Origin of the sequence: Arsenicicoccus sp. UBA2120 (assembly GCF_002330965.1) — a bacterium.
Lineage (GTDB): Bacteria > Actinomycetota > Actinomycetes > Actinomycetales > Dermatophilaceae > Arsenicicoccus > Arsenicicoccus bolidensis.
This window is the reverse complement of the sequence record NZ_DCYC01000040.1, coordinates 85,407-106,010: the sequence shown is the minus strand read 5'-3', so window position 1 is coordinate 106,010 and position 20,604 is coordinate 85,407. Positions and strand designations below refer to the sequence as shown.

General features: G+C 71.5%; 22 protein-coding genes and 1 pseudogene. 4 read left to right on the top strand and 19 right to left on the bottom strand.

The features are described 5' to 3' along the window. Positions 1-38 precede the first annotated feature (38 nt). Positions 39-368 (top strand): hypothetical protein, encoded by a 330-nt coding sequence (locus B2P18_RS05600; protein ID WP_029211917.1) that lies wholly within the window; start codon positions 39-41, stop codon positions 366-368. A gap of 586 nt (positions 369-954) precedes the next feature. Here B2P18_RS05600 and B2P18_RS05595 read toward each other — a convergent pair. The 18 genes from B2P18_RS05595 to B2P18_RS05510 form a co-directional block, all read right to left on the bottom strand. Further along, positions 955-1,176 carry a hypothetical protein gene (locus B2P18_RS05595; RefSeq protein WP_156911386.1) on the bottom strand — a complete coding sequence of 74 codons (222 nt, stop codon included), beginning with the start codon at positions 1,174-1,176 and terminating at the stop codon, positions 955-957. A gap of 45 nt (positions 1,177-1,221) precedes the next feature. After that, a complete protein-coding gene (locus B2P18_RS05590; protein ID WP_019287899.1) occupies positions 1,222-1,488 on the bottom strand; it encodes a magnesium chelatase domain-containing protein in 267 nt (88 codons plus the stop codon). Continuing rightward, positions 1,485-1,868, bottom strand: coding sequence for a YraN family protein (locus B2P18_RS05585; protein ID WP_019287900.1), 384 nt, complete (start codon positions 1,866-1,868; stop codon positions 1,485-1,487). The genes B2P18_RS05590 and B2P18_RS05585 overlap by 4 nt, the downstream gene beginning before the upstream one ends. A 160-nt stretch (positions 1,869-2,028) precedes the next feature. Then, positions 2,029-2,352 (bottom strand): DUF2469 domain-containing protein, encoded by a 324-nt coding sequence (locus tag B2P18_RS05580; RefSeq protein WP_019287901.1) that lies wholly within the window; start codon positions 2,350-2,352, stop codon positions 2,029-2,031. Then, the gene (locus tag B2P18_RS05575; RefSeq protein ID WP_029211918.1) at positions 2,349-3,125 is read right to left on the bottom strand and encodes a ribonuclease HII; all 777 of its coding nucleotides are present in this window, start codon (positions 3,123-3,125) and stop codon (positions 2,349-2,351) included. The genes B2P18_RS05580 and B2P18_RS05575 overlap by 4 nt, the downstream gene beginning before the upstream one ends. Then, positions 3,122-3,940, bottom strand: coding sequence for a signal peptidase I (gene lepB / locus B2P18_RS05570; protein WP_029211919.1), 819 nt, complete (start codon positions 3,938-3,940; stop codon positions 3,122-3,124). Before lepB (B2P18_RS05570) ends, B2P18_RS05575 begins: the two co-directional genes overlap by 4 nt. Further along, complete coding sequence (lepB, locus tag B2P18_RS05565) at positions 3,924-4,589, bottom strand: signal peptidase I (protein ID WP_084412820.1); 666 nt, start codon at positions 4,587-4,589, stop codon at positions 3,924-3,926. The genes lepB (B2P18_RS05570) and lepB (B2P18_RS05565) overlap by 17 nt, the downstream gene beginning before the upstream one ends. Positions 4,590-4,673: 84 nt before the next feature. After that, a complete protein-coding gene (rplS, locus tag B2P18_RS05560; protein ID WP_019287905.1) occupies positions 4,674-5,033 on the bottom strand; it encodes a 50S ribosomal protein L19 in 360 nt (119 codons plus the stop codon). Between the two features lie 299 nt (positions 5,034-5,332). Continuing rightward, positions 5,333-6,556: a tRNA (guanosine(37)-N1)-methyltransferase TrmD gene (gene trmD, locus B2P18_RS05555; protein WP_029211921.1), complete on the bottom strand. Its 1,224-nt coding sequence runs from the start codon at positions 6,554-6,556 to the stop codon at positions 5,333-5,335. 2 nt (positions 6,557-6,558) lie between these two features. After that, positions 6,559-7,116, bottom strand: a complete 558-nt coding sequence (rimM, locus tag B2P18_RS05550; RefSeq protein WP_029211922.1) for a ribosome maturation factor RimM — start codon at positions 7,114-7,116, stop codon at positions 6,559-6,561. Positions 7,117-7,228: 112 nt separating this feature from the next. After that, a complete protein-coding gene (locus B2P18_RS05545) occupies positions 7,229-7,471 on the bottom strand; it encodes an RNA-binding protein (RefSeq protein ID WP_019287908.1) in 243 nt (80 codons plus the stop codon). A gap of 2 nt (positions 7,472-7,473) precedes the next feature. Further along, on the bottom strand, positions 7,474-8,013 hold the full coding sequence (gene rpsP / locus B2P18_RS05540) for a 30S ribosomal protein S16 (protein ID WP_029211923.1): 540 nt from the start codon (positions 8,011-8,013) through the stop codon (positions 7,474-7,476). Between the two features lie 201 nt (positions 8,014-8,214). Continuing rightward, on the bottom strand, positions 8,215-10,779 hold the full coding sequence (locus B2P18_RS05535; RefSeq protein ID WP_286956573.1) for a putative bifunctional diguanylate cyclase/phosphodiesterase: 2,565 nt from the start codon (positions 10,777-10,779) through the stop codon (positions 8,215-8,217). A 198-nt stretch (positions 10,780-10,977) separates the two neighbouring features. Next, positions 10,978-12,081, bottom strand: a complete 1,104-nt coding sequence (locus tag B2P18_RS05530; protein WP_029211925.1) for a sugar-binding protein — start codon at positions 12,079-12,081, stop codon at positions 10,978-10,980. Between the two features lie 42 nt (positions 12,082-12,123). Beyond that, positions 12,124-13,383, bottom strand: coding sequence for a multiple monosaccharide ABC transporter permease (gene mmsB, locus B2P18_RS05525; RefSeq protein WP_029211926.1), 1,260 nt, complete (start codon positions 13,381-13,383; stop codon positions 12,124-12,126). A 14-nt stretch (positions 13,384-13,397) separates the two neighbouring features. Beyond that, complete coding sequence (mmsA, locus tag B2P18_RS05520; protein ID WP_286956572.1) at positions 13,398-14,957, bottom strand: multiple monosaccharide ABC transporter ATP-binding protein; 1,560 nt, start codon at positions 14,955-14,957, stop codon at positions 13,398-13,400. Positions 14,958-15,083: 126 nt separating this feature from the next. Next, positions 15,084-16,271 carry an ROK family transcriptional regulator gene (locus B2P18_RS05515; RefSeq protein WP_286956571.1) on the bottom strand — a complete coding sequence of 396 codons (1,188 nt, stop codon included), beginning with the start codon at positions 16,269-16,271 and terminating at the stop codon, positions 15,084-15,086. Positions 16,272-16,340: 69 nt separating this feature from the next. Beyond that, a complete protein-coding gene (locus tag B2P18_RS05510; RefSeq protein ID WP_286956570.1) occupies positions 16,341-17,423 on the bottom strand; it encodes an amidohydrolase family protein in 1,083 nt (360 codons plus the stop codon). Between the two features lie 270 nt (positions 17,424-17,693). Between B2P18_RS05510 and B2P18_RS05505 the strand changes: the two genes are divergently transcribed. The 3 genes from B2P18_RS05505 (at position 17,694) to B2P18_RS05495 (ending at position 20,229) form a co-directional block, all read left to right on the top strand. Beyond that, positions 17,694-18,905, top strand: coding sequence for a glycosyltransferase family 2 protein (locus B2P18_RS05505; RefSeq protein ID WP_286956569.1), 1,212 nt, complete (start codon positions 17,694-17,696; stop codon positions 18,903-18,905). A 3-nt stretch (positions 18,906-18,908) separates the two neighbouring features. Then, positions 18,909-19,106: a hypothetical protein gene (locus tag B2P18_RS05500; RefSeq protein WP_239262693.1), complete on the top strand. Its 198-nt coding sequence runs from the start codon at positions 18,909-18,911 to the stop codon at positions 19,104-19,106. 67 nt (positions 19,107-19,173) lie between these two features. Beyond that, positions 19,174-20,229: a glycoside hydrolase family 26 protein gene (locus tag B2P18_RS05495; RefSeq protein WP_286956568.1), complete on the top strand. Its 1,056-nt coding sequence runs from the start codon at positions 19,174-19,176 to the stop codon at positions 20,227-20,229. Positions 20,230-20,238: 9 nt separating this feature from the next. Here B2P18_RS05495 and B2P18_RS05490 read toward each other — a convergent pair. Then, a pseudogene (locus B2P18_RS05490) lies at positions 20,239-20,604 on the bottom strand (signal recognition particle protein); the annotation flags it as partial.

The following is a 20,604-nucleotide window of genomic DNA, read 5'->3' as shown; positions in this document are numbered from 1 at the left end:
GGAGCCATGACTGACGGCCCCACTCCCCTGGACTGGACATGCTGCGCCGCGAGGAGATCAAGGACCTCCTCGCCGGCTACGGCATGACCACCGCGCGCGTGATCGGATGGGCCGGCGCTGGCAAAGACCTGCCCGGTCCGGCGGAGATCGCCGTCGACATCAACGCACCCACCGACCTCACCGGCGGTGATCTGGCCAAGATCGATCGTGAGGTCGGTGCCTTGGTCGGCCTTGAAGTCGTCGTGGTGGTGCAACGACCAGGCGAAGGCACCGTCCTGCCCGGCGAGAAAATCAAATTCACCAAGGCCGGAACGGCGATGTTCTGCCGACCAGACGCCAAGGGGCGCCTGCGCTGGGGCAAGCCCTAGCCGCACGTCTTCCCGCTCGGGACGTCCGGCCCACACGGACGAGCGATCCCGAACGAAAGGCAGTGCCATGGCCCAACCCCTCGGACCCCACGAGGCGCAGTGCGCCAAGTGCTCCCATATCTTCGCCACCGTCGCCCTATTCGATCGCCACATCGACGGCGTAGGCCCCGGCGCGGCGCACCTGCACCCCAGCGAGCTGGGCCTCGTGCTGGACGAATCGCGCGGCACCTGGGGCGCCCCAATAGGGCCTCCCAGACACGGCCCCCCAGCGACTTTCTCGCCCGCCAGGTACTCCGACACACCTGCCCCCGTGGGCACGCCCTGGGGGCCGCAACCTGCGCCCGTCAGCCCTACGCCGTGGACGCCGCGAATGCCTCACCTGCGACCGCGCCCGCAAGGCCCAGCGCCAGGCCCCACACATGCCGCTAGCCGACGCCGTGGCCCTTGTCCTGGGGCGCGAGGACTGGCAGGCGATGGCCCGGGACGCCGTGGCGGACGCCCTCTAGCACCGAGCCGAGGAAGGGCCATAGCGCCCTCTGGACACGGTCCCCCACGCCCTTAGCGCGGGACCCGGTACCCAGCACGCCTAATCCGTGTCGGGCACCCGGGGGACCGCATCCACCTCCGCCGCGTCGACCTCGCGCTGCTCCCGCTCGGCCTGCATGTTGTGTCGTTCTAGGTCCGCCATCAACTCCGCCAGGGCGAACGCGCGGGCAACCTCGGGACTGCCGCCCACCTGGAACGGCTCGGGCCAGTACGGCTCGGGCTCTCCGGATGGATTCCGGGAAGGTCCGCTGTGCTCACTCATGCCGCAAGCATGACAGGCAGGCCCAGATGGGCCGCGAAAAGAACGTTATTGAGTGACCATGGGCAGGTCGAAGGCGTTGCCGGACTTGGGCATCCACGCCGGCGACAGGTTCACCGTGAGACGACGCGACGGCAGGGGCACGCCCGCGTTGCTCGCCGCCGCCCGGATCCGGTCGCGCGCCTCGCCGACGGTCGTGTCCGCGAGCCCCGTCACGGTGAAGGCCGGCAGCCCGAGACTGACATCCGCCTCGACATCGACGACGGCCCCCTCGAGCCCCGACAGGGTCACGCCGCGGGTCAGCCCGGTGCTCACGACAGCACCCCCTCGAGGTGCTCGACCTCCGGCGCGCCGGCGCGGGGCACGAGGACCCCCACGACGTCGACGCGGACGTGCGGGGACGTGACCTCCGGGTGCTCCTGCAGCCACCGCACGGCGAGGCGCCGCAGCCGCATCGCCTTGCGCTGCGTCACCTGCTCGACCGGGCTGCCGTAGGACACGCTCGTGCGGGTCTTGACCTCGCACACCACGAGGGTGGGGGGTGAGGTCGGGGCCACGACGTCGATCTCCCCCTGGTCGCACCGCCAGTTGCGGTCGACCACCGTCATCCCGAGGGCCTCGAGGTGGCGCGCCGCCACCCGCTCGCCGTAGTCCCCGACGGCCCGATGCCGTGCCGGGCCGGATCCACATGCCATGGCCACACCTCACGCTCCCGTGCGACCACCGTGACCGCACGGGACCCAGACTGCTCCCGTCGAGCAGGCCGAGACCTGGCCGACGAACGCCCTGTGGACGAGGGCGACGGGAACGCGGCGACCTGTGGACAGACCCCGACGAACGCGAGGTCCGGGACCGTCAGGACGGGAAGCCGGGATCCTTGGCGAGGTCGAGGTCGGACTTGGCAAGCTCCTCGACGTTGACGTCCTTGAAGGTCACGACGCGGACGTTCTTGACGAACCGGGCTGGCCGGTAGACGTCCCACACCCAGGCGTCGGACATCGTCACGTCGAAGTACACCTCGCCGCCGTCGCTGCGCACCCGCACGTCGACGGAGTTGCACAGGTAGAACCGTCGCTCGGTCTCCACGACGTGGGAGAACAGCCCCACGACGTCGCGGTACTCCCGGTAGAGCGCGAGCTCCATCTCGGTCTCGTACCGCTCGAGGTCCTCTGCGCTCATCGCTCCTGCACTCCCTGCTCAGCTGCTGCGACGCCGACGGCGTCCGCGGTCGTCCCATCATCACCCAACACCCGCTGCAGGGGCAGCCGCCACGACCGGCGGTGGTGGACGCAGGGCCCCAGGCGGGACAGCGCGTCGAGGTGCCCCGGGGCGGCATACCCCTTGTTGACCGCGAAGCCGTAGGCGTCGTCGACGTCGTCCTGCTCGGCCAGCCGGACCATGAGGCCGTCGCGCTCGACCTTGGCGAGCACGCTCGCCGCCGCCACCGAGGAGCAGCGCAGGTCGGCCTTGATCATCGTGTGGACGGGGATCAGGTCATCGTCGAGCGCGCCGAGCAGACCCACGCGGTCCGGCTCGGTGAACCAGTCGTGGTTGCCGTCGAGCAGCACCAAGGAGGGCACGAGCCCATCGGCGCAGGCCGCCTCCATCGCGCGCCGTCCTGCGAGGCGCAGCGCCCCCATGATCCCGACCTCGTCGATCTCCTGCGGGGTGGCGTGCCCCACGCCGTATGCCGGCGCCCACCGCCTCAGCCGGGGCACCAGCCTCTCGCGGGCCGCGGGCGTCAGCAGCTTGGAGTCCCGCACCCCCGTCGGCGCCGAGCCGACGGACAGGTCGATCAGCACGACCCCCACGGACACGGGTCCGGCCAGGGCACCCCGGCCCACCTCGTCCATGGCCGCGATGACCTGCCGCCCCTCGGGCAGGCCCCGCTGCAGGGCCCGCTCGACGCGCAGGCTGGGCCGCCGCGAGGTCGCCGTGGCGGGGGGTGTCACGGCGAGTCGGGCACGGCCGAGTACACGCTCGTCGGCTGGCCGAGCCAGGTCATCTCGGAGAACGGCCACACCACGGCGACGGCCCGCCCGACGACGTCGTCGATCGGCACGGATCCGGTGCTGCCGTCCCGGCTGGGGTCGTGGTAGCGGGAGTCGCCCGAGTCGCTGCGGTGGTCGCCCATCACCCAGAGCCGGCCCTCCGGGACGGTGATGTCGAAGGGATCGACGCTGGGGGCGTCGCCGGGCTTGAGATAGCTCTCGGAGATCGCGGCGCCGTTGACCGTGAGCTTGCCGTCCTCGGTGCAGCACCTCACCTTGTCCCCTGGCAGGCCGATCACGCGCTTGATCAGGTGGCTGTCGGAGTCGTTGGGGAGCAGCCCCACGAAGACGAAGGTCTCGTGCAGCACGTTGGCGACGCCGGACCGCTGGGCCGTCGGTGCCTGCACCAGCCAGCGGCCGGTGTCCTCGAACACGACGATGTCGCCCCGCTCCAGCTCGAACGGCCTGGGCGTCAGCTTGGACACGACCACCCGGTCGCCTTCGACCAGGGTGTCCTCCATCGAGCCGGACGGGATGAAGAACGCCTGCATCAGCCAGGTCTTGACGGCCAGGGACAGGATGAGGGCCAGACCGACCACGATCACGAACTCGCGCACCGCGTGCATGAGGTGGGAGCCGGCGCTGGGGCTCCTCGTCGCACCTGCGCCGCGGGACTCGCCGGGCTCGCCCGACTCGCGCCCCTCGGCGCCGTCGCGTGGCTCCCCCGCGTCGCCTCCCGGCGTCGGGTCCTCGTGCACGTCACGCGCGTCGGTCATCGGGTTCCTCCAGGGTCATCAGGTCGGGTCGGGCGGCCACGGCTCGCCACTGGCCGGGCGGCCACAGCACGCGGGTCACCCGACCGGTGACGTCACGCTCGGGAACGAGCCCGCCGCCGGGTGAGCCCAGCCTCGACCGTGAGTCGGCCGAACGGCTGCGGTGGTCACCCAGCACCCACAGTCTGCCTGGCGGCACCACCACGTCGAAGCTCACCTCGCTGGGTGTGTCGCCGGGGTGCAGGTAGGGCTCCTCCACGGGGCGGCCGTCGACGGTGACCCGCCCCTGGTCGTCGCAGCAGCGCACGTGGTCGCCGCCCACGCCCACCACCCGCTTGACCACGTGGTGGCCGGGCGAGGCGCCGAGCGCGCGGCCGAGCACCTGGATCGCGAGCGGTCGGTCGTCCACGGTGCCGAAGGTGCGGGTGCCGTCGAAGACGATCACGTCCCCGCGGTCCACCGCACCTGCTCGCTTGTCCACGAGGATCCGCTCGCCGGGGCGCAGCAGCGGCTCCATCGAGTCGCTCGGCACGACGAACCAGTCGACGACCCAGGTCCGGGCGGCGACGAGCGCCACCCAGGCGAGCAGCACGGCGACGAGGAGGCGCCGGGCCCGACGAGAGATGCCGACCGCGACCGAGGTGTCGGTCATGGTCGGCATCGTCGTCCGGGGGTGCACCCGCGGCAGCCTAGTGGCCGCGGCTGTGCGCTCTCGCCCGGCCTGCGGCGACAAGGGTCAGCGCTTGCCCGTGGTGTCGCGCTTCTCCTTGATCTTGGCGGCCTTGCCGCGCAGGTCGCGCAGGTAGTACAGCTTGGCGCGACGCACGTCGCCGCGGGTCATGACCTCGATCCGGTCGATGACCGGGGTGTGCAGCGGGAAGGTGCGCTCCACGCCGACGCCGAAGGAGATCTTGCGGACGGTGAAGGTCTCGCCGATGCCGCCGCCGGAGCGACGGATCACGACGCCCTGGAAGACCTGGACACGGGAGCGGGTGCCCTCGATGACCTTGACGTGGACCTTGAGGGTGTCTCCGGCGCGGAACGCGGGGACGTCGTCGCGCAGGCTCGCGGCGTCGAACTCAGCCAGCTTCTTCATGCGATGTCGCTTTCTCGTGGGGCCGCCACAGGTCGTCCCACCGTCGGCTGCGCCCTGGGTCGGGTGCAGGCAGGTGTCGTATGACGTCCCCGGCTGCCGCGTCCCTGTCATCAGACAGGTCCTCCCCCTGTGGCAGGGGCATGGTTGATCGCCGCGAGACGCAAGGCACGATTCTGCCAGACCAGGGTCCCTGACCCCAACTCGGGCGGTCGACGGCGTCCCGAGGCGTCCCCGAGGCGGCGCCGGCCCGGTGCGCGCGAGCGCGGGTGGAGCGCGGCGGACCCAGGAGCACGATGCGGTCAGGAGCGCCGCAGGCGCTTCTCGAGCTCCACGGTGCCTGGGACCCCCTGCCGGGCCTCGCGCACCGGGCGGTACCCCGCCTTGCGGTAGAGGCGCTGGTTGCGCTCGCTGCGCGCCCCCGTGAGCAGCCACGCCCGGGTGGCCTCGGGCGGCGCCTGGCGCTCGACGTGGGCGAGCAGCTGCCGGCCCATCCCCTGCCCCACGAGGTCCGGGGCGACCATGAGCCGACCGACCTCCCAGGTGTTGCCGTCGACGAGCCTGCCGCGCACCGACGCCACCAGCCGGCCGTCACCGCGATTCGCGCCGCGAGCGCCGTCGCGGACCACCCAGGTGCGCCACCCGTCGATCCCGCTCCGGGCCTGCGCCAGCGTCTCCACGAGCGGGGGGATGTCGGGCGCCTCGTTGACCCGGCCCTCGTCCACCCAGCAGGCCCGGGTGAGGGTCCACAGCTCGGGGACGTCGGCGGGCGTCGCCAGGCGGATCGCCAGCTCCTCGCCGCCCGCGAGGGTGGCCGACGCGGGCAGCAGGTCGGGGCGCCGCGCGGCGGTCCGCTCGAGGCGCTGCCGCTGCCGCCAGGTCGCGATCGCGCCGTGGTCGCCCGAGAGGAGCACCGGCGGCACCTCGCGGCCGCGCCAGGACGCCGGCTTGGTGTAGACGGGGTACTCGAGCAGGCCGTCCTCGTGGGACTCCTCGACGAGCGACGCGGCGTTGCCCACGACCCCGGGCAGCAGCCGGGCCACCGCCTCGGTGATGGTGAGGACGGCGACCTCGCCACCGTTGAGCACGTAGTCGCCGAGGGACACGACGCGGACCCGGCCGTCGAGCGCCTCCTGCGCGTGCTCGTAGACGCGCTCGTCGATCCCCTCGTAGCGTCCGCAGGCGAAGGCCAGCCACGGCTCGCCCGCCAGCTCGTGGGCCATCGCCTGGTCGAAGCGCCGACCGCCGGGACCCGGCACCACGAGCAGGGGGCGGGCGCCGGCATACGACTCGTCACCGACCGAGCGCAGGTGGTCGATCGCCTGGGCCCACGGCTCGGGCTTCATCACCATGCCGGCGCCCCCGCCGTAGGGGGTGTCGTCGACGGTGCGGTGCCGATCGGTCGTCCACGAGCGCAGGTCGTGGACGTGCAGGTCCAGCAACCCCTCGCGGCGGGCCTTGCCGATGAGGGAGAGGTCCAGCGGCGAGAGGTACTCGGGAAAGATCGAGACGACGTCGATGCGCACGGTCACTCCCCGTCGAGGTCGAACAGCCCGTCGGGCGCGTCGACGACGACCCGGCCCGCCGCCACGTCCACCGTGGGCACCAGCGCCTCGACGAAGGGGACGAGCCCGGTCGGGCCGTCCGTGAGCCGCACCTCGAGCAGGTCCTGGACGGGGCGGGTGTGCAGGGCCACGACCTCGCCGACGACCTCCCCGGCGGGGTCCTCGGCCCGGAGCCCGACCAGGTCGGACTCGTACCAGCCCTCGTCGTCGCGCTCGGAGGTCCCGGCGGCCCCGCCGGTGCCATCGGTCCCGTCGGCCACGTCGAGGGTCAGGAGGGTGTTGCGCAGGGACTCCGCACCCGTGCGGTCCGGGATCTCCTCGAAGGCCAGCAGCCAGGTCCCGTTGTGGACGCGTGCGGTCCGCACGGTCAGCTCGCGGGGCACGCCGGACCCGCGGCGCGCCTCGGTGGTCAGACGCGTACCAGGGGCGAGCCGCGCCTGCGGCTCGTCGGTGCGCAGCTCCACCGTGACCTCACCGCGCAGCGCGTGCGCCTTGCCGATCCTGGCGACGACGACGTCCATGCTGAATCTCCTCGTTTGGTCGTGCGGGTCTGCCCCGAGAGACGACGAGAGGCGTGCGACGGGATGGTCCCGTGCACGCCTCTCGTGGTTCGAGCGTGATGCCGTGGGGCGCTCAGCGCACCCGGTCCGTGTCGACGATGTCGACGCGCACCTGCTTGCCACCGGCCAGGGCACCCATGACGGTGCGCAGGGCGCTGGCCGTGCGGCCCGAGCGGCCGATGACGCGACCGAGGTCGTCCGGGTGGACACGGACCTCGAGCACCTCACCGCGGCGGAGCTCCTTGTGGCGCACCACCACGTCCTCGTCGTGGTCCACGATCCCCTTGACGAGGTGCTCGAGCGCCTCCTCGAGCACGATCAGGCCTCGGCCTTCTCGTCGGACTCCGGAGCGGCGGCCTCGACGGACTCGGTCGCGGGGACCTCCTCGGCCTCGGCGGAGCCGGCGGACTCGGCAGCCTCGGCCGGGTCGGTCGTGGCGGGGGCCTCGGGGGCGGGCTCGGCCGGAGCCTCGTCCTTGGGGGCGGACTTCTTCTTCGGCGTCTCCTTGGGCTCGAGCTCGGCCTTCTGGAGGGCCTCGTTGTAGAGGTCCTGCTTGGAGCGCTTGGGCTCCTTGACCTGCAGGGTGCCCTCGGCGCCCGGGAGGCCCTTGTGCTTCTGCCAGTCACCAGTGATCTTGAGCAGAGCCATGACCTGCTCGGTCGGCTGAGCGCCGACGCCCAGCCAGTACTGCGCGCGCTCGGAGGTGATCTCGATGCGCGACGGCTGCTCCGTCGGGTGGTAGATGCCGATCTCCTCGATCGCACGACCATCGCGCTTGGTGCGCGAGTCCATCACGACGACGCGGTAGTACGGTGCACGGATCTTGCCCATGCGCTTCAGACGAATCTTGACGGCCACGAGTGTGGTGTCTCCTTGGATGTGGTGTGGGTGAGCCCGCGTCACGACACCGTGGGGACAGGCGCGGGCGGACTCGATGGACGCGTCGAGACCGGTGAGAGGGTCCGCTCACGGCGCATACGAGAGTCCATGATGCCAGATGGGCGGGGGTGCTGACGACATCCGGCGTGTCCGGACCGTGCCGGTGCGGACCCAGCAGCCTCAGTCCTCGGCGAGGAGCCGGTCGAGGTCGAAGGTCCGCGGGATCTCGTCGATGCGGGCGTACTCGTCGAACAGGTGGCCCTGGGCCAGGTCGCAGCCGAGGTCGCGCAGCACCCGCGCCGCCTCCGCGGTCTCGATGCCCTCCGCCACGACCGTCAGACCGAGGGTCTGGGCCATCGAGATGACCGCGTCCACGAGCGTGCGGTCGGAGGCGCTGCGGGCCGCACGCACGACCAAGGAACGGTCGATCTTGAGGAGCTGCACCGGCATCCAGGACAGGTGGACCATCGAGCTGTGCCCGGTGCTGAAGTCGTCGATGGCGAGGCGCACCCCGGCCTCGGACAGTTCGCGCAGCACCTGCGCCTCCTGGGAGGCGACGTCGACGAAGGACCGCTCGGTGACCTCGACCACCAGCCGCTCCAGGCCGAGGCCCGCCGCCTCCGTGCGTCGACGCAGGTCCTCCAGCAGCCCGGGACGCCGCAGCTCTCGGGGCCCGAGGTTGATGGCGACGAAGCTCGGGGTCCCGGACGCGGCCAGGTCACGGATCGACTCGGCGAGCACGACGCGACCCAGCGCGTCGATGAGCCCGGACTCCTCGGCGATCTCGATGAACTCGGCGGCGCGGACGAGTCGTCCGTTCTCCTCCATGCGGCACAGCGCCTCCACCCCGACGACCTCGCCGGTGCGCAGGTCGACGATCGGGTCGTATGCCGCAAGGATGCGCCCCTCCTCGATCGCCCGGCGCACGCGGTGCTCCACCTCGAAGCGGCGCACCGCCTGCTCCCGGTCGGCATGGCCGAAGACGTAGATGCCGCCCCCGCCCTGCGACTTGGAGCGGTTGAGGGCCACGTCCGCGTCGCGGAGGAGGTCGAGGTCGGTGTCCCCGACGGGTCGCTCCACCCCCGGGGCGGCCTGGGCCACGCCGATGCTCACCTGCGGTCGCACCGGGCCGAGGCTCGGCAGGTCGACGGGGGTGCAGAGCTCGTCGACGAGCTGCTGGGCGGTGGCGACCCCGTCGAGGGGCCCCTCCGTGTCGATGAGCACGCAGAACTCGTCCGCCCCCAGACGGGCGACGCACGTGCGTCCGGCCAGACCGAGGACGGCCGTCTCGAGCCGGCGCCCGACGACCGAGAGCAGGGCGTCGCCCACCTCGTGGCCGTGGGCGTCGTTGACCACCTTGAACCGGTCCAGGTCGAGGTAGAGCACGGTCCGCCAGGTCCTGGGACCGGCCGGCTCGCGCAGCCTGCTCAGCACCGCGTCCCGGCTGTAGAGCCCGGTCAGCTCGTCGTGCGCCGCCCGCCAGGTGAGCTCGGCCGTGCGCTGCCGCACGAGCAGCGTGAGCTGCTGCTCGCGCCGGCGGGACTCCTTGAGGTCGGCCTGCAGGAGGTCCATGCGCAGCCGCTCGGCGAGGTCGCGCACCCGTGACGAGGATCCGGCCCGCGCGTCGCCACGCGCCGCCTCGCGCTGCTCCTTCAGCAGAGCCAGGGCGCCGGCCTCGTCGCCCGTGCGCTCGGCGGCCTCGGTCAGCACGTCATACACCGCGTCGCGCTGCGACCGGGGAAGGGTGCTGGCGTGGTGGTAGGGCGCGAGGGCCCGGACCGCCGACTCGGCGTCCCCCGAGCGCAGGTGGGCCGTGGCGAGCGCGAGCAGCGTCGCGAGGCTCGGCGCTCCGGTCGTCCGTGTCTCGTCGTCGGCGAGCCGTCGCAGGGCGTCGGGGGCGTCGGGGTCGCCGAGCCTGGCGCGGACGGCGGCGACGCGGCGGACGTGGTCCGCGGGGTTCAGCCCCGCATGGACGACGAGCTCGGCCCCCCGCTCGCTCTCAGCCAGGGCGCCGTCGAGGTCGCCGGCGTCGAGCAGCAGCTCGGCCCGGATGCCGTGCAGGCGGGCCATGGCGGCGTCGGACTGCGGGACGGCCGTGCTGGCGAGGGCCCGGTCGACATACGTGAGGCCCAGGTCGGTGTCCCCGAGCGCCTGCATGACCTGAGCGAGCCGTGCGAGGACGAGGGGCTGCAGCCCGAGCGCACCATCCGCGTCCGCCTCCAGCGACGCTCGGAAGTGGGTGACAGCCAGCGCGAGGTCGCCGGCCGCAGCGGCCACCTGCCCCTCGAGGGCCAGCAGCCCGGCGCGGACGCGTAGGCCGAGGTCGTCCTCGGGCAGCGGCAGCGTCGCCGAGCGTCGAGCCGAGGCAGCGCACGCGGCCGCACCGTCGAGGTCGCCGAGCGCGAGTAGCGCCTCGCCGCGGGTCAGCTCGCCCTGGATCTCCACGACGAGGCTCCACGGGCCCGGCGGCAGGTCGGTGATCACCTGCAGCGCACCGCCGGCCACCTGCAGCGCGGCCCCCGGGTCGTTCTCGCCGAGGTAGCCCAGCTCGCTGGCCAGGTCCGCCGCGCACTGCACGGTGGTGTCGAGGGTGATGTCAGGGTCGGTCTCGGCGAGGCGCGCCAGGCGCTGGGAGGCACGGGCGGCGCGCTTGATGCGCAGGGCGGCCTCGCTGGCGGCCAGGCCCACGCGCAGCAGCGCCGTGTCGTCGCGGACACGGCCGACGCTGGGTCCTCGAAGGCTCACGCCCCTTATCTTGCCCAAAACATCTACGCAGAGTCACGACCACACTACAAATTGCTACTGGAAGTTGAGATCCGCGGGACAGCGCGGGGCGCCGCCCGACCGTCCGGTCGCGCGGCGCCCCGCTGATGCCAGTCAAAAGCCCCCAGCCCGGATGACGGCGGTCCGCCGCCATACGGGCTCTGAGTCACGTGATCTGGGTCACTTGACCAGAGCCGACAGGGTCGGGTCGTTGGCGTAGGCCTCCTTGGCGTTGGCCTTGGTCACGATGACCGGCTCGAGCAGGTTGGCCGGCACGACCTTGACGCCGTTGTTGTAGGACTTCTCGTCGTTGACCGTGACCTTCTCGCCCTTCTGGAGCTGCTTGGTCATGTCGATCGCGGCGGCGACCAGCTTGCGCGTGTCCTTGTTGATGGTGGAGTACTGCTCCCCCGCCATGATCGACTTGACCGACTCGACCTCGGAGTCCTGGCCGGTGACGACCGGGGTCGGCTTGCCGGCCTGCTTGACGGAGGTCATCGCGGCACGGGCCAGGGTGTCGTTGGGCGACAGGACGCCGTCGAGCGGGACGGAGGCGTAGTGGGCGGCGAGCACGTTGTCCATGCGCTTCTGGACGTTCTCCGCCTTCCAGTCCTGGGTCACGACCTGCTGGAAGGACGTCTGCCCGGAGACGACCTTGAGCGTCCCGTCCTTGATCTTGGGCTGCAGCACGCTCATCGCGCCGTCGAAGAACACCTTGGAGTTGGCGTCGTCGGGCGAGCCGGCGATGAGCTCGACGTTGTAGGGGCCGTTGGGCTTCTTGGCCTTGAGGCCCTCGAGAAGCGCGTTGCCCTGCAGCACACCCACCTTGAAGTTGTCGAAGGCGACGTAGTAGTCCACGGCCTGGGTGTTGGTGAGCAGGCGGTCGTAGGCGATGACGGTGACGCCCTGCTGCTTGGCGGCCTGCAGCTGGGTGCCGAGCTGGGAGCCGTCCAGCGCACCGACGATCAGGACCTTGGCACCCTTGGTGACCATCGTCTGGATCTGGTTCTGCTGCTCCGCGACGCCGTTGTTGGCGAACTGCACGTCGACCTTGAAGCCGGCGTCCGTCATGTCCTTCTTGAAGATGTTCTCCGCGAGAACCCAGTTCTCCGAGGTCTTCTTGGGCAGCGCCACCCCGATCAGGGCGCCCTGGTCGAAGCCCTTGGCCGCGGCGGACCCGCCGCTGCTCTGGGTCGAGGTGGAGGTCTGCTCGGCGCGCCCGCAGGCGGACAGGGTGAGGGCGACCGCGGAGACGGCCACGACGGTGGTGGTGAGCTTGCGCATGTGACTTCCTTGTCGTTCGTACTGGTGTGGTGAGGGTGGGGCTCAGGCCTTGGGCCGGGCCGTGGCGCCGGTTTGCGCGGTGCTCGTCGGCGTGCGCGACCCGGCGTTCTTGGTGAGGTGGCCGATGATCGACGGCCGCCCCTGCATCTTGTTGAAGACGTCGAAGGCCACGGCCGCGAGCAGCACGAGGCCCTTGATGATCTGGGTGACGTCGGCGCTCACGCCGAGCAGCGAGAGCCCGTTGTTGAGCACGGCCATGACCAGGCCGCCGATGATCGAGCCGACGACGGTGCCCACGCCGCCGGAGACGGCCGCCCCGCCGATGAAGACGGCGGCGATGGCGTCGAGCTCCCAGCCGACGCCGTCGCTCGGCCCGGACGCGGTGGAGCGGGCGACGAACATCATGCCCGCGAGGGCCGCGAGGACGGACATGTTCATCATGACCAGGAAGTTGACCTTCTTGGCCTTGACGCCCGACAGCTCGGCGGCGTGCTTGTTGCCACCCACGGCATACACGTGGCGACCGACCACGGTGCGGCTGGAGATGAAGCCGTAGAGCATGACGAGGAACGCCAGGATCAGGCCCGAGACGGGGAAGGAGGTCCCGGGGCGACCGGACGCCATCAGCAGGGTCACCGCGATGATCGCCCCGCAGATGAGCAGCAGGCGGATGCCGAGGGCGACGCCGTCCTCGAGCGGGAGGCCGATCTTGCGCTGGTTGGCGCGGTTGCGCAGCGCTCCCCCGACGATCGCGAGGCAGGCCAGCACGCCGAGCAGCACGGTGAGGTTGTTGTAGCCGGTGTTGGGCCCGACCTCGGGCAGGTAGCCGGACCCGATGGTCTGGAAGCCCTCGGGCACCGGCACGGTGAGCGACTTGCCGACCCACTGGTTGACCCCGCGGAAGATGAGCATCCCCGCGAGCGTCGTGATGAAGGCCGGGATGCCGACGTAGGCGACCCAGAATCCCTGCCAGGCCCCGATCAGCGCGCCGAGCGCGAGGCCCAGCAGGATGGCCAGGGGCCAGGCGAGGTTCCAGTCCCGCATCGCCATCGCGACCATGATGCCCACGGCCGCGGCCACCGACCCGACCGACAGGTCGATGTGCCCGGCGATGATGACGAGGACCATCCCGATGGCCAGCACGAGGACGTAGGCGTTGCCCTGGAGGATGTTGATGACATTGGTGGGGTCGAGGGTCAGGCCGTTGGTCAGGACCTGGAAGAGCGCGATCAACGCCACGAGGGCGATGATCATGCCGAACTGGCGGATGTCACCGCCGAAGACCTGCTTGAGCTTGTTCATCGGGCGTCTTTCGGTCAGGCGGAGGGCGCGTGGGTGGAGGACGTGAGGGTCATGAGGCGCATGAGGTTCTCCTGCGTGGCCTCGGACTTGTCGAGGCAGCCGGTGATGGCCCCCTCGCAGATCGTGTAGATGCGGTCGGACAGGCCGAGGAGCTCCGGCAGCTCGGAGGAGACGACGATGACGCCCTTCCCCTGCAGCGCGAGCTGCTGGATGATCCCGTAGATCTCGAACTTGGCCCCCACGTCGATGCCGCGGGTGGGCTCGTCCAGGATGAGGACCTCGGGGTCGGTGAACAACCACTTCGCCAGCACGACCTTCTGCTGGTTGCCGCCGGACAGCTTGCCGACACCCTCGTTGACGGAGGGGGCCTTGGTGCGCAGCGAGGTGCGGTAGCGCTCGGCGAAGTCGAACTCCTTGTGCCGGTCGACCACACCGCCCGGCGAGATCTTGCCGAGCTTGGCGGAGACCGTGGTCGTCTTGATGTCGTCGAGGAGGTTCAGCCCCAGCACCTTGCGGTCCTCGGTGACGTAGCCGAGGCCCTCCTTGATCGCGGTGGAGACGCTGGTCAGCTTGAGCCGGCGGCCCCGCAGGAAGGCCTCGCCGCCGAGGAGCTGGCCGTAGGAGTGGCCGAACAACGAGCGCATGAGCTCGGTCCGGCCGGCACCCATCAGTCCCGCGAAGCCCACGATCTCGCCCGCCCGCACCGTGAAGGACGAGCCCTTGCACACCAGCCGGCCGGGGATCTGCGGGTGCTCGACCGTCCAGTCGCGCACCTCGAGCAGGGTCTCGCCGATCTGCGGCGTGTAGTCGGGGAAGCGGGAGTCCAGGGGGCGACCGACCATGCCGCGGATGATGCGGTCCTCGTCCACGCCGCCGCGGTGGACGTCGAGGGTCTCGATGGACCGCCCGTCACGGATGATGGTGATGGAGTCCGCGATGGCGGCGATCTCGCCCAGCTTGTGGCTGATCATGATGCAGGTGATGCCCCGGTCGCGCAGACCGCGCAGCAGGTCGAGCAGGTGGGCCGAGTCCTCCTCGTTGAGGGCCGCGGTGGGCTCGTCGAGGATGAGCAGCCGGACGTTCTTGTTGAGCGCCTTGGCGATCTCGACGAGCTGCTGCTTGCCGACACCGATGTTCTTGACCGGTGTCTCCGGGTCGTCGCGCAGGCCCACCGTCGACAGCAGCTCGCGGGCCCGCCTGTTGGTCTCCACCCAGCTGATGATGCCGCCCCTGGCCGCCTCGTTGCCGAGGAAGATGTTCTCCGCGATCGACAGCTCGGGGATGAGGGCGAGCTCTTGGTGGATGATCACGATGCCGGCGCTCTCGCTGGCCCGGATGTCCTTGAACTCCACCTCACGACCGTCGTAGAGGATGCGGCCGGCATACGTGCCGTGGGGATAGATCCCCGACAGCACCTTCATCAGGGTGGACTTTCCCGCGCCGTTCTCGCCGCAGATCGCGTGCACCTCGCCGGTGCTGACGGCGAGGTTGACGTGGTCCAGCGCCTTGACGCCGGGGAATTCCTTGGTGATGTCGACCATCTCGAGGATGACGGGCGCACCGGGTCGTGCCATCAGAGGGTCCCTTCTTCGCGACCTGACGACAACCGCGTCGTCACTCGTTCACAAAGTGAACTCGCTGGCGTGCCCGGCGTCAACCGCAGCGGCCCCTGCGTTGCGGGTTCGTGACGAAGGCCTCACTCAGTCGGCCGAGTGCGCGAGCGCCGCGGCGCCGAGGGCCTCGGTCCGGTCGCCCAGGGTCGTCAGGGTCAGCACCGTGGCCTCGGCGACGGCCGGGGTGGTGGCTCGCGAGAGCCCGTGCCGGATCGAGGGGAGCAGGGCCTCCCCCACGGCCGTCAACGGCCCCCCGACGGCGATCACGGCCGGGTTGATCACGTTGCACAGCCCCCCGCACACCTGCCCGAGGGCGGCACCGGCGTCCTCGAGGACGCGCAAGGCGGCCGGGTCCCCCGCCTGGACGAGGGAGATGAGCTCGGACGTGCGGGGCAGACGACCCGCCGACACCCCCAGCGCCGCCAGCATCGAGGGCACCGACGCGACGGTCTCCAGGCACCCGCGGTTGCCGCAGCGGCAGACCTGGCCGTACGCCGCGACCGGCAGGTGCCCGATCTCGCCGGTCATGCCGAGGTGGCCACGATGCACCCGGCCGCCGAGGACCAGCCCCGAGCCCACGCCTGAGGCCACCTTGACGTAGACGAGGTCCTGCACTCCCTTGTAGGCGCCCCAGCGCGCCTCGGCGAGCGCGCCGAGCGTCGCGTCGTTGTCGACGTGGACGGGCATGCCGAGCCGCTCGGCGAAGGTCTCGGCAATCGGCAGGCCGACCCACTCGGGGAGGATCGCCCCGTGGCCCACCAGTCCGGTCCGGACGTCGACCGGACCGGGTATGCCGAGGCCCGCCCCGACGAGGCGGTGCCCCGCGTGATCCGCCGCCACCCGCACCTCGGAGACCAGGTCCGCCACCACCTGCAGGCACTCGGAGGCCCGGTGGCCCGCCGGGAGCTCGTGCGCGGACTCGCCGACGACCTCCCCGGACTCCGTCGCCACGACGACGCGCACGTGGCGACGGCCGACGTCGATCCCGAGGGCCACCTGTCGCCCCGCCTGGGGCACCAGCGTCACCTGGGTGGCCCGGCGTCCGGACGCGGTGGTCGTGCCCGTCGCGACCCGGCCGTCGTCCACCAGGGAGCGCACCAGGTTGGACACGGTCGCCGGGGAGAGACCCGTGGCCCGCGCCAGGTCCGCCTGCGTGGACGCGCCGCTCGAGCGCAGGTGCCGCAGGACTCGCTCGGTGTTGGCCCGCCGCAGGGCGCTGGGCGACCCGGATCCCCGTGGGGCGGTGCGGGATCGGGTGCGTCGGTCCTGGGGCATGGCTACACCATGAACCCGGTGACCATTGCCGTCAAGAAGTGAACGCAACCTGTGACGAAGGTTATGACCTCAGCCGCGGACGACACCGCGCAGGACGACGGCCGTCGGGAACGCCAGCACGTCGAGGTCCTCACGGGGATCGGTGGCGTAGACGCAGAGGTCCGCCTGAGCCCCCTCCTCGATCCCGGGCCGCCCCAGCCAGTGGCGCGCGCCCCAGCTGACGGCGTCGAGCACCGCACGTGGCGGCAGCCCGGCCGCCCGCAGCTCGCGGGCCTCGGACCCCACCAGACCGTGCGGCAGCGACCCACCGGCGTCGGTGCCGCAGTAGATCGGGACGCCGGCCTCGAAGGCCGTGCGCACGGTCTCGTGGCGTCGGCGGTGCAGGTCGAGCATGTGGCGGTGGTAGTCCGGGAACTTGGCCCGGGCCGGCTCGGCGATCTGGGGGAAGGTCGCGATGTTGACCAGCGTCGGGACGATGGCGATGCCCTGCCGGGCGAAGGTGTCGACCACCTCGCCGCGCAGCCCGGTCGCGTGCTCGATGCAGTCGATCCCGGCGGCCGCCAGCTGCGGCAGCACCTCCTCGCCGAAGCAGTGGGCGGTGACCCGGGCCCCCTCCTCGTGCGCGACGGTGATCGCCTCGCGCGCCACGTCCTGCGGCCAGCACGGCGCCAGGTCGCCCGTCGCGCGATCGATCCAGTCACCGACCAGCTTGACCCAGCCGTCCCCGCGCCGTGCCTGCGCACGGACCGTCTCGACGAGCTGGTCCGGCTCGATCTCGTCCGCGTAGTCGCGGATGTATCGCCGGGTCCGGGCGATGTGACGCCCCGCGCGGATCACGACCGGCAGGTCCTCGCGGTCGTCGATCCAGCGGGTGTCGGACGGCGAGCCCGCGTCCCGGATCAGCAGCGTCCCCGCTGCCCGGTCGCCCCTGATCTGGGCCTCGGCGGTCTCCGCGTCCACGGGCCCGTGCGCATCCAGCCCCACGTGGCAGTGGGCGTCGACCAGGCCGGGGAGCACCCAGCCGCGGATCGTCTCGCAGTCCCCGGACGGCTCGGTGAAGGTCACCCGGCCGTCCACCACCCACAGCTCGTCACGGACGTCGTCGGGGCCGACCAGGACCGGGCCGGCGAGGTGCAGCGGTGCAGCGCTCATGGTCGTGACCCTATCGGCGCGAACGTGTCGTCGCACCGCCAGGGAAGCACCTCGACCTAGGCCTGAATGCAGCAGTCACCACTACTGCTGGTCGCCGCGCGGTCGCCGGCCAGATCACGCACCGCACCAGGTCCATGACCGTCCGAAGTAGTTGCAACCCGTGAAGGTACAGCCGTATGCGATGACCCAACCGGCCAGTAGGTCGGGCCGGAACCTGGTGGAGCCCCACCACCCAGGTGGGATCCCGCCCCTCCTGAGGAAGCGGTCACCATGTCCCCCACGCTCGCCCCCACGAGCCCCGAGGCCACCGCCCCTGCCGGCGCGCAGCGCGCCCAGGCATCGGTCGGCGAGCGCCGCCTCGGTCGCGTCCACGTCCTCGTCCCGGCCCACAACGAGGAGGCCGGGATCGCCAACACGCTCCTGGCCCTGCGCGACCAGACCTACCAGCCGCACACGGTGACGGTCATCGCTGACAACTGCACGGACGCGACCGTCGACATCGCCCGCGGCATGGGGGTCACGGTCGTCGAGACCGTCGGCAACACGGACAAGAAGGCCGGCGCCCTCAACCAGGTGCTCGACACGCTGCTGCCGACCCTGGGGGCGGACGACCTGGTGTTCGTGCAGGACGCCGACTCGGCCCTCGACGCCCACTTCCTCGAGAACGCCGCCGGCTATCTCACGAGGCACGACCACCTCGGCGCCGTCGGCGGGACCTTCCGGGCGCAGCCGGCCGTGCAGCGCGAGCGCACCCGCCGCGCCGAGGCTCCGGCGGAGCGGTGGAGCCGCCTGACGTGGAACGCCAACTCCCGCTTCCTCCAGCACCTCCAGGACAACGAGTACGCCCGCTACGCCCGCGACGTCCGGCGCCTCGACGGCAAGTGCCTCGTGGTCACGGGCACGGCCGCGATGTTCCGGGCCACCATGCTGCAGGACCTCAGCCTGGCCCGCCTGGACGGGCGGCTCCCCGGGGGTGACGGCCGCGGCGGCATCTACGACCCGCGCGTCCTCACGGAGGACAACGAGCTGTCCTTCGCGATCATGCACCTGGGCTACGAGCTGCTCGCACCCCCCAGCTGCACGCTCACCACCGAGGCGATGTCGACCTGGCGCGAGCTGTGGCAGCAGCGCCTGCGGTGGAAGCGCGGGGCCGTCGAGAACTGCGTGCAGTACGGCATCACCCGGGTGACCCGTCCCTACTGGGGCCGCCAGCTGCTCACGATGCTGGGCGTCGTCATCACCGCGTTGTACCTCGCGGACGTCGCCCTGACGATCACGCTCGGGCACTTCATGCTCCAGCCGATCTGGCTGGGCATCACTGCGATCTTCTGCGTCGAGCGCTTCGTCACGGTGCGCGACAAGGGAATTCGCCAGCAGCTGCTCTCCGCCACGATGTACGAGCTGCCCTTCGACTTCTTCCTCCAGGCGACCCACGCCAAAGCCTATGCAGATGCCATCGCACGAACCGAAAGGACATGGTGACCCATGTACAACAACCCAGCCACCCCCGTCTTCGCCGCCGGAGTCGGCGGAGGCCTGACCTACGCAGGCTTCGAGAGCCTGTACCTCGCCATGGGCGCGTTCGCCCTCGTGGCGGCGGTCTCGGCCGTGAAGCGGATGGCCCCGGTCTACCGCGGCAAGGCTGCCCGGGCCCGGGCAGCGATGCTGAACGAGTCCGCCTGACCTGGGGGACCCGATCACACGCGACATACAGTGCGTAGTGGGCGGTGACTGTGCGTAATATTTGCGCATGGTCACCGCCCGTCGCCGTCGCTCCCTGCTCGCCGTTGCCGCCCTCGCGACGGCGTCCCTCGTGACCGCGCCCGCCGCCCTGCCTGGTGCGGGCGACCCCACCGCCGCCGCGGCCCAGCCGACGGCCCTCACTTCCACCATCCCCCTGGCCCTCGGCGCCTACAGCCAGGGCATGGACCGCGATCCCCGCGTGCTCGACCGCACGGCCTCGGCCGTCGGGCGTCCGATGGCGATCGCCTCGGTCTTCCGCGGGCGCGGTGACGACCCCTACTGGCCCTACCCGAGCGACCGGGCCATGGGTGCCACGCGCACCCTCCTCGTCGCCTGGTCGCTGGAGGACTACGGCAACTACGCCTACTGGTCGAGCGGCCGCGGCGACGCGGTGCTCCGCGCCAAGGCGCGCACGCTGCGTGCCTACGGTCGTCCCGTGGTCCTGCGTCCCTGGGCCGAGATGAACGCCGACTGGGTCGCGCACCAGCCGAGCGCCGGCGCGACCAAGAGCCGCGGCGGCAGCCCGGCGCAGTTCAAGGCCGCGTGGCGCCGGGCCGTAACGATCTTCCGCCAGGAGCGCGCCACCAACGTCCGCTGGGCCTTCAACCCCACCACCGACACGTATACCGGGACCACCGACGTCCGCACGATCTATCCCGGCAACGACGTCGTCGACATCCTCGGGCTGGACGGCTACAACTGGGGGACGACGCGGACCCGCAACCTGGGCTGGCGCAGCTTCGACAACGTCTACGCGACGCAGTACCAGCGCCTCGTCGCGCTCGCACCGCGCAAGCCCGTGTGGATCTGCGAGATCTCCTCGGCCGACCCGGCCTCGGCCGGGGTGTCGCGGGTGCCGGTCAGCGCTCCGAGCGGTCAGAGCAAGGCGACGTGGTGGCGCGACGCCTTCGCCCGGATGAGGACGGGCTACCGCAACGTCCAGGCCGTCGTGATCTTCGACGTGGACAAGGAGCGCAACTGGCGGGTCGCCAGCTCGTCGGGCTCCGCGTCAGGTCTGCGCTCGGCCGTCGCGACGCCGATCCTCAAGCCGCGTCAGCCCTGACCCGCGGGGTCAGCGACCCAGGAACGAGTCGAACCCCTTGGGCAGCTGGGAGGCGTCCAGACCAGCGCCGTCGGCGCCGTCCGTGCCCCCGAAGGCCGACCCGAACGAGTTGCCCTTGGCGGCCTTGGCCTTGTCCGCGGCGGCGCGCTCCTGCTCGGCGCGCTTGGCCGGGTTGCCCGACTTCCCCTTCTTGCGCTGGGGGGCCTGCTTGCCCTTCTTGCCGCCACCGGGCAGACCGGGCATGCCCGGCATGCCGCCTCCGCGACGCATCTGCCGCATCATCTTCTGCGCCTCGCCGAAGCGCTCGAGCAGGGCGTTGACCTCGGACACCTGCACGCCGGAGCCGCGGGCGATGCGGGCCCGCCGCGACCCGTT